This window comes from Solimonas variicoloris DSM 15731, from assembly GCF_000382285.1.
Taxonomy (GTDB): domain Bacteria; phylum Pseudomonadota; class Gammaproteobacteria; order Nevskiales; family Nevskiaceae; genus Solimonas; species Solimonas variicoloris.
The window spans coordinates 26047-39527 of sequence record NZ_KB907926.1 but is presented as its reverse complement, the minus strand read 5'-3'; the positions used below and the strand labels follow the sequence as shown (position 1 = coordinate 39527).

Below are 13481 nucleotides of genomic sequence, written 5' to 3'. Positions count from 1 at the left end.
GCGCAAGCGCGGCCTTCAACCCCATCGGCTGAGGATTTTACCCCAGATTCTTCTCGACGAATTCCCAGTTCACGAGCGCCCAGAAATGCTCGAGGAAGCTCGGCCGCGCGTTGCGGTAGTCGATGTAGTAGGCGTGTTCCCAGACGTCGCAGGTCAGCAGCGGCTTCAGACCCTTGGTCAGCGGGTTGTCGGCGTTGGCGGTCGTGGTGATCGCCAGCGTGCCGTCGGCGTTCTGCACCAGCCAGGCCCAGCCCGAACCGAACTGGCCGATCGCCGCTTCGGTGAACTGCTTCTTGAAATCTTCGATGCCGCCGAACTGTTTGACCAAAGCGTCGGTCAACTTCTTGCCCGGCGCCTTCTGGCTCGGCGTCAGCGAATTCCAGAAGAAGTTGTGGTTGTAGACCTGCGCAGCGTTATTGAAGATCTTGCCGGAGGACTTCTTGACGATGTCCTCGAGCGGCATGTTCTCGAATTCGGTGCCGGCGATCAGCTTGTTGCCGTTGTCGACGTAGGCCTTGTGGTGTTTGCCGTAATGGAAATCGAGCGTTTCTGCGGACATGTGCGGCGCGAGTGCGTCGCGGGCGTACGGAAGCTCGGGGAGGGTCAAAGCCATTGTGTTATTCCTCTTGTGCTGGTTCAGCGCGAAGCGCCTACTGGCTCGTGGGGCTCGACAACATAGGCGAATACCACCAGCGAATTCAATAGCGAGACGGCGTCGGGCAGCGGGCGCCAGCGGGCATGCGTATAATCCGCCGCCGTTTGAACTCCTCTTGTCGGAGAGAGACATGGATGCATTGGAACGAATCAAGAAGCAAGTCACTGATAACCCGATCATTGTCTACATGAAAGGGATGCCGGACTTTCCGCAGTGCGGCTTCTCGGCGCGCGTCGTGCAGGCCCTGAAGGCCTGTGACGTGCCGTTCGCCTTCGTCAACATTTTCGAGGACGAAGAGGTCTACCGGGCCCTGCCGAAGTTCGCCAACTGGCCGACGTTCCCGCAGCTGTACGTGAAGGGTGAGCTGATCGGAGGCTGCGACATCACGCTCGACCTGTACCAGAGCGGCGAACTGCAGAAGATGCTCGCCGAGGCGGTCGGCAAGAAGGCGGCCTGAGCCGCGCGGTTTCAAGAAAAAACGCCCGCTTCGAGCGGGCGTTTTTTTGCGACGGCGGCTGCTTCAGGCTTCGGCCAGCATCGCCGCGGCGACCTCGTGGCGGCGCGCGCTGCCGGCCAGCTTTTCGAGCAGGCCGAGGCCGAACGCGATCGCCGTCGCCGGACCCTGACTGGTGATGCAGTGGCCGTCGGCGACCACCGGCTGGTCGACCCAGTGCAGCAGGGCCTCGCGATACGAGGGGTAGCAGGTCGCCTGCTTGCCGTCGAGCAGGCCGTGCGGCGCCAGTGCCAGCGCCGGCGCCGCGCAGATGCCGCCGAACCAGCGGTGCGCCATGCGTTGTTCCTTGAGCTTCTCGATCAGCGCTGCATGCGCGCCGAGCGCGCGCGCGCCGGCATCGCCGCCGGGCAGCACGATGGCGTCGAACGTGCGCTGCGCAACGTCTTCGAACAGCGCGTCGGCGTGCAGCACGATGTCACGCGTGCCGTGGACCGTGCGGCTCTTGCCGATCGCGGCGACGGTGACCTCGACGTCGCCGCGGCGCAGGACGTTGACGATGGCGACGGTCTCCAGGGACTCGGATCCTTCGGCAATCGGGACCAGGACATTCATTGTTGTTCTCCAGTGTGCGAAGCGTGACGCCGGCGCGCGGCGCGCTTCCGATGGTAGGTTCCGCGGTTCGCCGAGGCCAGCATAACGGGCGTAAAATCGTTTCGACAAACGGCTCGTGAGGCACATCCGGAATCAGCACAGGAGCGCGAGAGTCCCATGACCTACCGTCATATCCAGCTGCCCGCGTCGGGCGAGAAAGTCACCATCCGGGACGGCAAGCTGCGGGTTCCCGACCAGCCGATCATCGGCTACGTCGAAGGCGACGGCATCGGCTCCGACATCACCAAGGCCTGCCTGCGCATCTGGAATGCGGCGGTCGAGAAAGCCTACGGCGGCCAGCGCCGGATCCACTGGTGCGAGGCTTTCCTCGGCGAGAAGGCCGCCGGTCTCTACGACGGCAACTATTGCCCGGACGAGACGATCGCCGCGCTGCGCGATCTGGTGATCTCGATCAAGGGGCCGCTGACCACGCCCGTCGGCGGCGGCTTCCGCTCGCTGAACGTGGCGCTGCGCCAGGATCTCGATCTCTACGCCTGCGTGCGGCCGGTGCGCCACTACGCCGGCGTGCCGAGTCCGCTGAAGAATCCGGGCAAGGTCGACGTGGTGATCTTCCGCGAGAACACCGAGGACGTTTACACCGGCATCGAATACAAGGCCGGCTCGGCCGAGAACGACAAGCTCACCAAATTCCTGCGCGACGAACTGAAGGCCAAGTTCTTCGACGGCGCCGGCCTCGGCGTCAAGCCGATCTCGGCCTTCGGCAGCAAGCGTCTCGTGCGCAAGGCCATCCAGTACGCGATCGACAACGGCCGCGAATCGGTGACCCTGGTGCACAAGGGCAACATCATGAAGTTCACCGAAGGCGCGTTCCGCAACTGGGGTTATGAGGTCGCGCGCGAGGAGTTCGGCAACGTCACGATCACCGAGGAGCAGCTCTACGCCGAGTACAAGGGCAAGCAGCCGGAGGGCAAGATCGTCATCAAGGACCGCATCGCCGACATCATGTTCCAGATGATGCTGCTGCGGCCCGACGAGTTCGACGTGATCGCGACGATGAACCTCAACGGTGACTATCTTTCCGACGCGATCGCCGCCGAGGTCGGCGGCGTCGGCATTGCACCGGGCGCCAACATCGGCGATTTCGTCGCGGTGTTCGAGGCCACGCACGGCACCGCGCCGAAGTACGCCAACCTCAACAAGGTCAATCCCGGCTCGCTGCTGTTCTCGGGCGTGATGATGCTCGAGTACATGGGCTGGAAGGAGGCCGCGGACCTGATCACCCTGGTCTATCCGGAAGTGGTGTCGGACGGCATCGTCACCTACGACTTCGCGCGCCAGATCGACGGCGCGACCGAGGTCGGCACTTCGCAGTTCGCCGACGCGCTGATCGAGCGTATCGAAGGCGGCGTCGATCTCGAAGCCCGGCGCCGCGCGCAGCAGGCGCAGCTCGCCAAGGAGCGCAAGCAGCGCGAGATCCGCCGCCTGCTGCAGCCGCTCGAGGAAATGATCGACACCGGCCGCCTGCCGACCACCGTCTCCGACCTGATGACGCGTTCGCTGATCACGGTCTCCGAGAAAGAGAGCGTCGAGGCGGCGATGCATCTGATGACCGACAACGACGTCAGCTCCGTCGTCGTCGAGCCGAACGGGGCCGGCGAGTGGGGCATCCTCACGCGGCGCGACATCGTCGCCAAGCTGGTGCGCGCCGGCAAGAACCCGGCGACCGCGCGCGTCGGCGAGGTCTGCACGCGGCCGGTCGTCTCGGTGCCGGCGGAAACCAGCATCCGCGACGCGGCGGCGAAGATCTCGGATGCCAATTTCAGCCGCCTGACCGTCACCCAGGGCGGCCGGATCATCGGCATCGTCACCGAGACCGACATCTTCAACGCCTTCGAAAAATACGCATGGACCGCCGAATGATCCGCCCCACTGCGTATGCCTTGCGCTTTTCGCCGCCCGGAGGGCGCGCATGAGCGTCGGCCTGCTGGTGATCGGCGACGAAATCCTCAGCGGCAAGCGCCAGGATCGCCATTTCGCGCGCGTCATCGAGCTGTTGCGCGCGCGCGGCATGGAGCTGTCGTGGGCGCGCTTTCTCGGCGACGACGAAGCCGCGATCGCCGAGGCGATCGTCGCCGCGCAGGCGCGTGGCGATGCGCTGCTGTCCTGCGGCGGCATCGGCGCAACGCCGGACGATTGCACGCGGCAGGCGGCGGCGCGCGCGTTCGGCGTGCCGATCGTGCGCCATCGCGAGGCCGAGGCGCTGATCGTCGACCAGTACGGCGCGGCGGCGCGGCCGAACCGCGTGCTGATGGCCGACTTCCCGCAGGGCGCGGCGCTGATCCCCAATCCGGTCAACCGGGTCGCCGGTTTCTCGATCGGCCGCTGCTACTTCGTGCCCGGCTTTCCCGAAATGGCCTGGCCGATGCTCGAATGGGTGCTCGACGGGCCGCTGCGCGCGCTGCACCGCGCCGAGCCCGACGTCGAATTCCGCCTGCGCGCGATCGGCACCAGCGGCGAGGGCGACCTGCTGCCGCTGATGCAGGAGACGCTCGCGCGCTATCCGGGCATCAAGCTGTCGAGCCTGCCGTCGCGCGGCAGCCCGGAGCGTCCGCGCCACATCGAGTTCGGCTTCAAGGGCGCGCGCGCACTGGCCGCGGACGCCTATCGGCATTTCCTCGCCGGGCTCACGCGCTTCGCCGATCTGCGCGTCGAGGCGCTGGCGCCGCCGCCTCAAATGCCCGGCGGCAACGGCTAGCTGGCGACGACCGGCGGCGCCGGGCGCCAGCTGACCAGCACGCAGGTCAGGATGACGAGCAGCGCGCCGAGCGCTGCCCAGCCGTCGAGGCGTTCGCCCCAGAGCAGCCAGGCCAGCGCCGCCGAGAACAGCACCGAGAAGTACGTGAACGGGCCGATGCGTGCCGCCGGCGCCCAGGCGTAGGCGTGCGTCAGGTGCAGCTGGCCGACGGTCGCGGCGATGCCGGCGCCGATCAGCAGTGCCAGCGCGTGCGGGGTCGGCGTCTGCCAGGCCCAGACGAGCGGGACGGCGGAGATCGCGGTCGCCATCAGCGCGAAATAGAACACGATGCGCTCGGCCGGTTCGGAATCCGAGATGCGGCGGATGCTGACCATCGCGCAGGCGGCGAGCAGGCCGGACCCCAGTCCGATCAGACCGGCCCAGCCGAGGCCGCCGTAACCGCCGGCGCCGGGCCTGACGATGAGGGCGATGCCGGCGAGGCCGATGACGGCGGCCGGCAGTGCGATCCACGGCGGGCGTTCGCCGATCCAGGCCCAGGCGATGAACGGCAGCCACAGCGGCGTCGAGTACGTCAGCAGCATCGCCGAGGCCAGCGGCAGCGCGGCGATCGCGTAGAAGAAGCAGTACATTGCCGCGACGCCGAAGGCCGAGCGCCAGAGATGGCCGCCGAGCCGGGTGGTGCGCACCGCCGACCGTCCGCGGCGCAGCAGCCAGGGCAGCAGCGCGAGCAGGCTGACGAAGCAGCGGATGAACACGACCATCTCGTTCGGTGTCGTCGCCGCCGCCGCCTTGATGCAGACGCCGGTGACCGAGAAGGCGGCCGCGGCGAGCAGGGCGTGCAGGGCGCCGCGGCGGAGATCGTTGCGCATGGGGAGACGGTGAACGGCGGTATTGGCCGGATGAGCGGAGAGCGGCCGGCAGCGACGGGCCGCAGAATTTTACGATCAAGCAGACGTCGCCGGCAGGGTCCGGCATGAGTGGCCGATGCCGGAAGCATGAAACTCTTCGACGCCCCCTTTCTCGCGCACGGTCTGGCAGCAGCCGCCTGCGCGCTCGCCGCTGCCGCCGCCGCGCTGTCATGGTGGACCGCACGGCCGCGGCCTCTATCCTGGGAGCGCGGCCTGCTGATGGCGCTGCTGCTGGCGACCGGCGCTTCGCTGCTGCTCAGCGGCGGACAGTTCAACATGCCCTGGCTGCTGACGCTGTGCTTGGTGCTGCTGATCGGCTGCGCCGGCATGCTCGCCGCGCACTGGATCGGCACGATCGGCGCCGCCGAGCCGCCGGCCACCGACAGCACGGTCGAGAAGCTGCGCGAGGAGCTGCTGCTGCGCGAGGCGGCCGAGCAGCACCTGCGCCACGCGCTGGCCGACTACCGGCGTTCGGCGACCGATTTCGAGCAGTTCGCCTACGCCGCCTCGCACGATCTGCAGACCCCGCTGCGCAACATCGAGGGCTTCGCCCGCCTGCTCGAACAGCGCTACGGCGGCACCCTCGACGACGACGGCCGCGCCTATCTGCGCTACATGACGCAGGGTGTGCAGCAGATGCAGCAGCTGGTCGACGCGCTGTTGCAGCTGTCGCGCATCGGCCGGCGCGAGGCCAAGATCGAGGAGCGCCCGCTCGGCGACACCGTGCGCCAGGCCTGCGAGCAGCTGGCCAGCGACATCGAGCGCAGTGGCGCCGAGATCGTCGCGCCGGACCTGCCGGCGATCAGCGCCGACCATACGCTGCTGACGCAGCTGTTCCAGAACCTGATCAGCAATGCCCTCAAGTTCCAGCCGCCCGGCCAGAAGCCGCGCGTGACGATCCGCGCGCGTCGCCAGAATGACGACTGGCGCCTGACGATCACCGACAACGGCATCGGCATTCCCGCCGAACAGATCGACCACGTCTTCGCGCCGTTCCGGCGCCTGCACAGCCAGGACCAGTTCAGCGGCGCCGGCATGGGCCTGGCGATCTGCCGCAAGATCGCCGCGCATCACGAGGGCGACATCTGGGCCGAGCCGCATGTCGGCGGCGCGCAGATCCACCTGCTGCTGCCGCAGCGCTCGCGCCTGGCCAGTCGCGAACCCGGCCGCTGATCGCTGGACCGCGGCGGCACGCTTCTTGAAAATACGCGCCCCGGCCCCATCCACGGACCGGGCCTCTTACGCTCAAGGATTGTCATGCCGATTTACGACTATCACTGCACGGCCTGTGGCGCCGATACCGAAGTGATGCACAAGATTTCCGATCCGCCGGCGACGGTCTGTCCGGAGTGCGGCAAGCCGAATCTGGTCAAGCAGGTGTCGGCCGCGGGCTTCCGCCTCAGCGGCGGTGGCTGGTACGAGACCGACTTCAAGTCGGGCAGCAAGAAGAATCTCGCCGGCGACAGCAGTGGCGGCAGCTCGGCCACCGCCGAATCCTGCGCGCCGGGCGGCTGCGGCCAGCCGGCCTGCGCGGCCAAGAGCGCCGCCGCCTGAGCGGCCTGTTGCCGATCCGATGACGGGCGGCGCCGGTCGATCGCGACCGGCGCCGCCTTGCGTGGCGCGGCGTCCGCGCGTGGCCGATGCCGCGGGGCGCGGTTACACTACGCGGCCCTAAGCGGGCGCCGTCCCTCGCGAACGGTCTGCCTCCATCCACGCCATACGTTCCGCCCGGGGCGGAATCTCCACGAAATCATCGATGCGTAGCCATTACTGCGGCCAAGTCACCGAAGCCCTGACCGGCCAGACCGTTACCGTTTGCGGATGGGTGCATCGCCGTCGCGATCATGGCGGCGTGATCTTCATCGACCTGCGCGATCGCGAAGGTCTGCTGCAATGCGTGTTCGATCCGGATACGCAGGAAGCCTTCGCCGCGGCCGACAAGCTGCGCTCCGAATACGTGGTCAAAATCAGCGGCCGCGTCCGCCCGCGTCCGGCCGGCACCGAGAACGCCAACCTGGCGACCGGCAAGGTCGAACTGCTCGCCAAGGACATCGAGCTGCTGAACCGCGCCGAAACGCCGCCGTTCCATCTCGACGACGAGACCGTCGGCGAGGACACGCGCCTGAAGTACCGCTACATCGACCTGCGCCGCCCGCAGATGCAGAAGAACCTGCGCCTGCGCCATGACGTCATCAAGCGCATCCGCGACTTCATGGACGCCAACGGCTTCGTCGATGTCGAGACGCCGATCCTGACCAAGGCGACGCCGGAAGGCGCGCGCGACTATCTCGTGCCCTCGCGCACGCACCCCGGCAAGTTCTTCGCGCTGCCGCAGTCGCCGCAGCTGTTCAAGCAGCTGCTGATGATGTCGGGGCTCGATCGCTACTACCAGATCGCGCGCTGCTTCCGCGACGAGGACCTGCGCGCCGACCGCCAGCCGGAATTCACGCAGCTCGACGTCGAGACCTCGTTCCTGACGCAGGAACAGATCATGGCCCTGATCGAAGGCCTGGTGAAGGATCTGTTCCAGGGCGTGCTCGGCGTCGATCTCGGCACGCTGCCGCACATGAGCTACGAAGAGGCGATGCGCCGCTACGGCTCGGACAAGCCGGACCTGCGCAATCCGCTCGAACTGGTCGACGTCAAGGACCTGGTCGCCGACGTCGACTTCAAGGTCTTCGCGGCGCCGGCCGTTGATCCGAAGTGCCGCGTCACGGCGCTGCGCGTGCCGGGCGGCGCCAAGCTGTCGCGCGGCGAAATCGACAAGTACACCGAGTTCGTCAAGATCTACGGCGCGCGCGGTCTGGCCTACATCGTCGTCGACGACAAGGCCAAGGGCCGCGATGGTCTGCGCTCGCCGATCGTCAAGAACCTGCACGATGCGGCGCTCGCCGGCATCCTCGAACGCAGCGGCGCGCAGACCGGCGACGTGATCTTCTTCGGCGCCGACAAGAGCAAGGTCGTCAGCGACGCGCTCGGCGCGCTGCGCCTGAAGATCGGCAACGATCTCGGCCTGACCGCGGGCGGCTGGCGCGCGCTGTGGGTCGTCGACTGGCCGATGTTCGAGTGGGACGAGGACGACAGCCGCTGGGTCTCGCTGCACCATCCGTTCACCGCGCCCAAGCCGTTCGACGCCGCCGCGCTGCGCGCCGATCCGGGCGCGACGCTGTCGCAGGGCTACGACATCGTGCTCAATGGCGTCGAGATCGGCGGCGGCTCGGTGCGCATCCACGCGCCGGACGTGCAGCAGGCGGTGTTCGACCTGCTCGGCATCGGCGCCGAGGAGCAGCAGGAGAAGTTCGGCTTCCTGCTCGAAGCGCTGTCGTACGGCGCGCCGCCGCACGGCGGCCTGGCGCTCGGTCTCGACCGCCTGGTCATGCTGATGGCCGGGGGACAGTCGATCCGCGAGGTGATCGCGTTCCCGAAGACGCAGACCGCGTTCGACCCGCTGACGCAGGCGCCGAGCGAGGTCGACGCACGTTCGCTGCGCGAGTTGAGCATTCGCTCGACGGTGCAGCCGAAGGAAGCGCCGGGTTCGTGAAGCGCCGGCAGCGGCCGCGCCTTGCCGCGGCCGCTGTGTCGCGGAATCGCGGCGCGGGACAGGCAGATGGAGGTGTGAGATGGCAGCGGCTCTGAAAATCGACGAATTCAACCTGCTCGACGACGGCGAGTGCGATGCCCGCATCGCCGCCGCCAAGCAGATCCTCGGCAAGCGCCTTTGCATCCTCGGCCATCACTACCAGCGCAACGAGGTCTTCAAGCACGCCGATTTCACCGGCGACTCGCTGAAGCTCTCGCAGCTGGCGTCGAAGACCGATGCCGATTTCATCGTGTTCTGCGGCGTGCACTTCATGGCCGAAGTCGCGGACATCCTGACCGACGGCAAGCGCACGGTGATCCTGCCGGACCTCGCCGCCGGCTGTTCGATGGCCGACATGGCGAATCTGGTCAAGGTCAACAAGTGCTGGGCCGAGCTGTCCGAGATCCTTGATCCGGACCAGCTCGTCACGCCGGTCACGTACATCAATTCGGCGGCCGACCTGAAGGCCTTCTGCGGCCGCCACGGCGGCATCGTCTGCACGTCGAGCAACGCCCGCGCCGTGCTCGAATGGAGCTTCGCGCGCCGCGAGAAAGTGCTGTTCTTCCCCGACCAGCATCTCGGCCGCAACACGGCGAAGAAGATGGGCATCCCGCTCGAGCAGATGATCGTCTGGGATTTCACCAAGCCGCTCGGCGGCAATACGCCGGAGCAGATCAAGGCCGCGAAGATGATCCTGTGGCGTGGCTTCTGCTCGGTGCACCAGATGTTCCAGCCGGCGCACATTGACGCTTTCCGCCAGCGCGTGCCGCACGGCAAGGTCATCAGCCATCCGGAGAACGCACTCGCGGTCTGCGAGGCGAGCGACTACGTCGGCTCGACCGAGTACATCCTGCGCGTGGTGCGGGCGTCGGCGCCGGGCGAGCACTGGCTGGTCGGCACCGAGCTCAATCTCGTCAACCGCCTCGCCGACGAAATGAAGGACAAGGGCGTGACGGTCGAGTTCATGTCGCCGACCGTGTGCATGTGCTCGACGATGTTCCGCACCGATCCGCAGCATCTGGCCTGGACGCTCGACAACCTCGTCGCCGGCAACACGGTCAACCGTATCCGCGTGCCGGAAGAGGTCGCGAAGCCGGCGCGCGCGGCGCTCGATTTGATGCTTGAGGTCGTCGACTGAGCGCGACGGTTCGGGAGGGTGGGCCGGTGCGCTTTCGTCTGCGCGCCCTTCGTCGCGTTTCTTCCTGATCGGGCATTTGATTTCGCGCTGACGCGCGCCTCACTTTTCTTTGCTTGTGCAAAGAAAAGTAAGCAAAAGAAAGCACACCCCTGGGGCCGCACTTCGCTGCGCGAAGTGCCCTGTGCTGCTCACGTGCTCGGGACCGTCGCCGACGCGGCATCCCTGCCGCGGCGGCGACTTGGCCGGCCGTCCTGGCCGGCCATTCCCTGCGCGCGCTGCGCTGCTCGGTGCGGCCCAAGGGGACCCGTACGGCAAAGGCAACCGCAGAACGCAGTGGCGAGGACGCTTTGCTGCTTTCTTTTGGGTCCCCTTTGCGTAGCGCCGAGAAGCGCAGCCGGTCCGGGGCTGTCCGGCGCTGACTGTTTGAGCGGTGCGCAGCACCGCGAGTTTCAGCGCCGGCCGGGCCGGCGAGCATCGCAGGGTGAGCCGGGGGTTTGCGGATGTCCGGTGGACATCCGCCCCGGCGAACGCCCGAGCTACTGCGAGGGCCGGCGCGTAAGCCAGGGGTGTGTTTCTCTTGCCTACTTCTCTTTGCACAAGCAAAGAGAAGTAGGGCGCGCGTCAGCGCGAAATCCAAAGTCCGATCAGGAAAGGCCTGATCAGGAAAACCCCGATCAGGAAGCGGCCGGCTTCTTGGTCTTGGCGCCTGATTTGTGTGCCTTGCTTGCCGGGGCGCGCTTCTTCGCGGCCGGTTTTCGCTTCGGTACCGGCTTGGGCGCTGGCTGCGCCTGTTCGTCGAGCACCCGCTTGATGTGCGCGCCGTCCTCGACGAGTTCGAACTGGTCGGACAGCAGCTGGCCGATCTGCTGGTTGACGCGGCGGATCGCGTCGTAGACCGCGCCGATCGTGCGCTGCTGCTTTTCCTTCAGCTTGAGCTTGTCGTCATCGAGCAGGCCGGACTTCTCCAGCATCTCGAACGGCAGCGCCGCGATGTGCTGGTGGACGGCTTCGACCGAGGTCGCGCCGCGATCGACGGCCTGCTGCACGAGATCCTTGAGCAGTTCGAGGCGCTGCAGCGTCTTCATGGCGGGTCGAGCCTCAAGCGAACGCCGGGGTGGCGCGCCGCGACGGTAACGCATGGCGGAACACCTTGGCCAGCACCGTGCCGTACTGGCGCGCGAAGCTTGCGGTGTTGTAGGCGAGGCCGTACCTGGCGCAGATGTCGCGAACCTGCGGCGCGATCTCGGCGTAGCGATGTGCCGGCATGTCCGGGAACAGATGGTGCTCGATCTGGTGGCTCAGATGGCCGCTGAGGATATGGAACGTGCGGCTGCCCTCGATGTTCGCCGAACCGACGATCTGCCGTACGTACCAGTCGCCGCGCGTCTCGTTCTGCGTTTCCTCTTCGCTGAACACTTCGGTGCCATTCGGGAAATGGCCGCAGAAGATGATCGCGTACGACCACAGGTTGCGGATCAGGTTGGCGAGCAGGTTGCCGAGCAGCACGCGTGGCGCGTTCCAGAACGTCAGCAGCGGGAACAGCACGTAGTCCTTGGCGAGCTGCTTGCGGATCTTGCGATGGAAAGGCTTCGAGCGCGCCTTGAATTCCTGCCAGCTCATCGTGCCGTTCAGCAGGCGCTCGACCTGGATGTCGTGGCCGCCGACGCCGAACTCGAAGGCGAGCGCCAGGATCGCGTTCCAGAGCGGCTGGAACAGGAAGAACGGATGCCACTTCTGCTCGTCCGACAGGCGCAGGATCGTGTAGCCGAAGTCGCGGTCCTTGCCGAGGATATTGGTGTAGGTGTGGTGCTCGTAGTTGTGGAAATGGCGCCACATGCCGGCGTCGCAGACGTTGTCCCATTCGTAGCGCAGCGAGTTCAGGGCCGGATCGTTGGTCCAGTCGTACTGGCCGTGCATGACGTTGTGGCCGATCTCCATGTTCTCGACGATCTTGGCGTGCGCGAGCGCGGCGACGCCGACGGCGAAGCTGAGCGGATCGAAGCCGAGTCCGATCATCGCGCGGCCGGCGATCGCGCTGCCGCGCGCGCGACGGATCATCTTGCGGATATGGGCGACGTCGCGTTCGCCGAGCGTGCTCATCACGCTGTCGCGCACGGCGTCGAGTTCGGCCTGCAGCGCGGCGACCTGGGTGCGGCTGAGGCGGGGCCTGGCGGCGTTCATGCGCTTCTCCATGGACTTCGAGAGGGTGGTCATCGGATTCAAAGGTCGAGTTCGAGATCGCTGCGGGCGGCGCTGACGCAGAGGCGGATCCATTCGTCACCGTCGCTGCGCTCGCCGCTCACCAGGTTTTCGACGCTGCCGCTGCGCTTGTGGCACAGGCAGGTGTGGCAGATGCCGATCCGGCAGCCGTACGCGGGCCTGAGCCCGGCGCTTTCGGCGGCGGCCAGCAGGGCCGTGCCGGGTGCCGCCGCGAAGGCGCGTTCCGAGCGGGCGCAGCGCACGTCGGCGGCAGCGCCGTCGACCGGCGCGCGCGGCGGCAGGCCGAAGCGTTCCAGATGCAGCGGCGCGCTCGCGCCGAGGGCCTGCCGCTGCGCTTCGATCGCCGCCATGAACGGCGCCGGGCCGCAGACATAGGTTTCGCGCGCGGCGGCGTCGGCAATGCCGGCCAGCAGCGTCGCCGCGTCGGGGCGGCCGCGCTGCGCCGTATGCCAGACCTGCACATGCAGGCCCGGCCAGTCGCGCGCCAGCGCCTGCAGTTCGCCGGCGAACAGTTCGTCGGCCGGGCTGCGGCAGACCTGCAGCAGCACGACGTCGGCCTGCGGCGCGCGCGTGCGCAGCGCATACAGCAGCGAGAGCAGCGGCGTCATGCCGCTGCCGGCGCCGATCAGCAGCAGCGGATGTTCGAGGCGCGCCGGCAGCATGAAGTCGCCGCCTGGCGCGCTCAGCGTGACGATGTCGCCCGGCTGCAGGCGCTCGTGCAGCCAGCGCGAGACGCGGCCGCCGTCATGGCGCTTGACGGTGAGGCGCAGCAGGCGCGGTTCGGCCGGGTCCGAGCTGAGACTGTAGCAGCGCTGCTGGCGCACGCCGTCGATCTCGACCTGCACGCTGAGATGCTGGCCGGCGGCGAAGCCCGGCCACAGGTGGTTCGGGCGCAGCCAGAAACTGCAGACCTCGTCGGTTTCCGGCTCGCGGCGGACCAGTTCGGCGCGGATCTCGGTCAGCGACCAGCGCGGATCGACCCGGCCGAGCAGATCGTTGAGCGCGTCGACGTCGTTCAGCGGATGCAGCCAGGACGCGCGCAGGACGCGGTCGGCGGCGCGGCGCAGCAGTGGCAGCGGGGCGGCGGAGGGCATGGGCGCGGCTCTGTGAACAAGTGTGCACACATCCTGCCGATGCCATCATCCAATGTCAACAAGTG

General features: G+C 67.5%; 13 protein-coding genes. 7 read left to right on the top strand and 6 right to left on the bottom strand.

The window, feature by feature from the left end; all coding sequences use genetic code 11:
• Nucleotides 1–37: 37 nt before the first annotated feature.
• Complete coding sequence (locus tag H149_RS0102740) at nt 38–613, bottom strand: superoxide dismutase (RefSeq protein WP_026352785.1); 576 nt, start codon at nt 611–613, stop codon at nt 38–40.
• Nucleotides 614–785: 172 nt separating this feature from the next.
• Between H149_RS0102740 and grxD the strand changes: the two genes are divergently transcribed.
• Nucleotides 786–1112 (top strand): Grx4 family monothiol glutaredoxin, encoded by a 327-nt coding sequence (grxD, locus tag H149_RS0102735; RefSeq protein ID WP_026352784.1) that lies wholly within the window; start codon nt 786–788, stop codon nt 1110–1112.
• A gap of 63 nt (nt 1113–1175) precedes the next feature.
• Here grxD and H149_RS0102730 read toward each other — a convergent pair whose 3' ends face one another.
• Nucleotides 1176–1721 (bottom strand): DJ-1 family glyoxalase III, encoded by a 546-nt coding sequence (locus tag H149_RS0102730; protein ID WP_020648200.1) that lies wholly within the window; start codon nt 1719–1721, stop codon nt 1176–1178.
• Nucleotides 1722–1877: 156 nt separating this feature from the next.
• Between H149_RS0102730 and icd the strand changes: the two genes are divergently transcribed.
• The gene (gene icd / locus H149_RS0102725) at nt 1878–3641 is read left to right on the top strand and encodes an isocitrate dehydrogenase (NADP(+)) (RefSeq protein WP_020648199.1); all 1764 of its coding nucleotides are present in this window, start codon (nt 1878–1880) and stop codon (nt 3639–3641) included.
• A gap of 49 nt (nt 3642–3690) precedes the next feature.
• A complete protein-coding gene (locus H149_RS0102720) occupies nt 3691–4476 on the top strand; it encodes a competence/damage-inducible protein A (protein ID WP_020648198.1) in 786 nt (261 codons plus the stop codon).
• Here H149_RS0102720 and H149_RS0102715 read toward each other — a convergent pair.
• Complete coding sequence (locus H149_RS0102715; protein ID WP_020648197.1) at nt 4473–5345, bottom strand: DMT family transporter; 873 nt, start codon at nt 5343–5345, stop codon at nt 4473–4475. The two genes, H149_RS0102720 and H149_RS0102715, sit on opposite strands and share 4 nt — an antisense overlap.
• Nucleotides 5346–5471: 126 nt before the next feature.
• Here H149_RS0102715 and H149_RS19470 point away from each other — a divergent pair, with 126 nt between their 5' ends.
• The 4 genes from H149_RS19470 (at nt 5472) to nadA (ending at nt 10102) form a co-directional block, all read left to right on the top strand.
• Nucleotides 5472–6557, top strand: a complete 1086-nt coding sequence (locus tag H149_RS19470; RefSeq protein WP_083930770.1) for a sensor histidine kinase — start codon at nt 5472–5474, stop codon at nt 6555–6557.
• 84 nt (nt 6558–6641) lie between these two features.
• On the top strand, nt 6642–6938 hold the full coding sequence (locus tag H149_RS0102705; RefSeq protein ID WP_020648195.1) for an FmdB family zinc ribbon protein: 297 nt from the start codon (nt 6642–6644) through the stop codon (nt 6936–6938).
• A gap of 202 nt (nt 6939–7140) precedes the next feature.
• Nucleotides 7141–8925 carry an aspartate--tRNA ligase gene (gene aspS, locus H149_RS0102700; protein WP_026352783.1) on the top strand — a complete coding sequence of 595 codons (1785 nt, stop codon included), beginning with the start codon at nt 7141–7143 and terminating at the stop codon, nt 8923–8925.
• A gap of 79 nt (nt 8926–9004) precedes the next feature.
• Complete coding sequence (gene nadA / locus H149_RS0102695) at nt 9005–10102, top strand: quinolinate synthase NadA (RefSeq protein WP_020648193.1); 1098 nt, start codon at nt 9005–9007, stop codon at nt 10100–10102.
• Nucleotides 10103–10776: 674 nt separating this feature from the next.
• On the opposite strand, the gene H149_RS23735 is transcribed toward nadA, so the two are convergent.
• Genes H149_RS23735 through H149_RS19465 form a run of 3 tightly spaced genes read right to left on the bottom strand, consistent with a single transcriptional unit; the run spans nt 10777 to nt 13416 of the window.
• On the bottom strand, nt 10777–11187 hold the full coding sequence (locus H149_RS23735; RefSeq protein ID WP_020648192.1) for a hypothetical protein: 411 nt from the start codon (nt 11185–11187) through the stop codon (nt 10777–10779).
• A 13-nt stretch (nt 11188–11200) separates the two neighbouring features.
• Nucleotides 11201–12283: a fatty acid desaturase family protein gene (locus tag H149_RS0102685; protein ID WP_154654617.1), complete on the bottom strand. Its 1083-nt coding sequence runs from the start codon at nt 12281–12283 to the stop codon at nt 11201–11203.
• A gap of 38 nt (nt 12284–12321) precedes the next feature.
• Entirely contained in the window at nt 12322–13416 is a 1095-nt protein-coding gene (locus tag H149_RS19465) for a ferredoxin reductase (RefSeq protein WP_020648190.1), read from the bottom strand.
• Nucleotides 13417–13481: the final 65 nt, after the last annotated feature.

Bases quoted from the DNA above. Each gene is read 5' to 3' on its own strand.
- H149_RS0102740 (WP_026352785.1), bottom strand. From the start codon at position 613: ATGGCTTTGACCCTCCCCGAGCTTCCGTACGCCCGCGACGCACTCGCG.
- grxD (WP_026352784.1), top strand. From the start codon at position 786: ATGGATGCATTGGAACGAATCAAGAAGCAAGTCACTGATAACCCGATC.
- H149_RS0102730 (WP_020648200.1), bottom strand. From the start codon at position 1,721: ATGAATGTCCTGGTCCCGATTGCCGAAGGATCCGAGTCCCTGGAGACC.
- icd (WP_020648199.1), top strand. From the start codon at position 1,878: ATGACCTACCGTCATATCCAGCTGCCCGCGTCGGGCGAGAAAGTCACC.
- H149_RS0102720 (WP_020648198.1), top strand. From the start codon at position 3,691: ATGAGCGTCGGCCTGCTGGTGATCGGCGACGAAATCCTCAGCGGCAAG.
- H149_RS0102715 (WP_020648197.1), bottom strand. From the start codon at position 5,345: ATGCGCAACGATCTCCGCCGCGGCGCCCTGCACGCCCTGCTCGCCGCG.
- H149_RS19470 (WP_083930770.1), top strand. From the start codon at position 5,472: ATGAAACTCTTCGACGCCCCCTTTCTCGCGCACGGTCTGGCAGCAGCC.
- H149_RS0102705 (WP_020648195.1), top strand. From the start codon at position 6,642: ATGCCGATTTACGACTATCACTGCACGGCCTGTGGCGCCGATACCGAA.
- aspS (WP_026352783.1), top strand. From the start codon at position 7,141: ATGCGTAGCCATTACTGCGGCCAAGTCACCGAAGCCCTGACCGGCCAG.
- nadA (WP_020648193.1), top strand. From the start codon at position 9,005: ATGGCAGCGGCTCTGAAAATCGACGAATTCAACCTGCTCGACGACGGC.
- H149_RS23735 (WP_020648192.1), bottom strand. From the start codon at position 11,187: ATGAAGACGCTGCAGCGCCTCGAACTGCTCAAGGATCTCGTGCAGCAG.
- H149_RS0102685 (WP_154654617.1), bottom strand. From the start codon at position 12,283: ATGAACGCCGCCAGGCCCCGCCTCAGCCGCACCCAGGTCGCCGCGCTG.
- H149_RS19465 (WP_020648190.1), bottom strand. From the start codon at position 13,416: ATGCCCTCCGCCGCCCCGCTGCCACTGCTGCGCCGCGCCGCCGACCGC.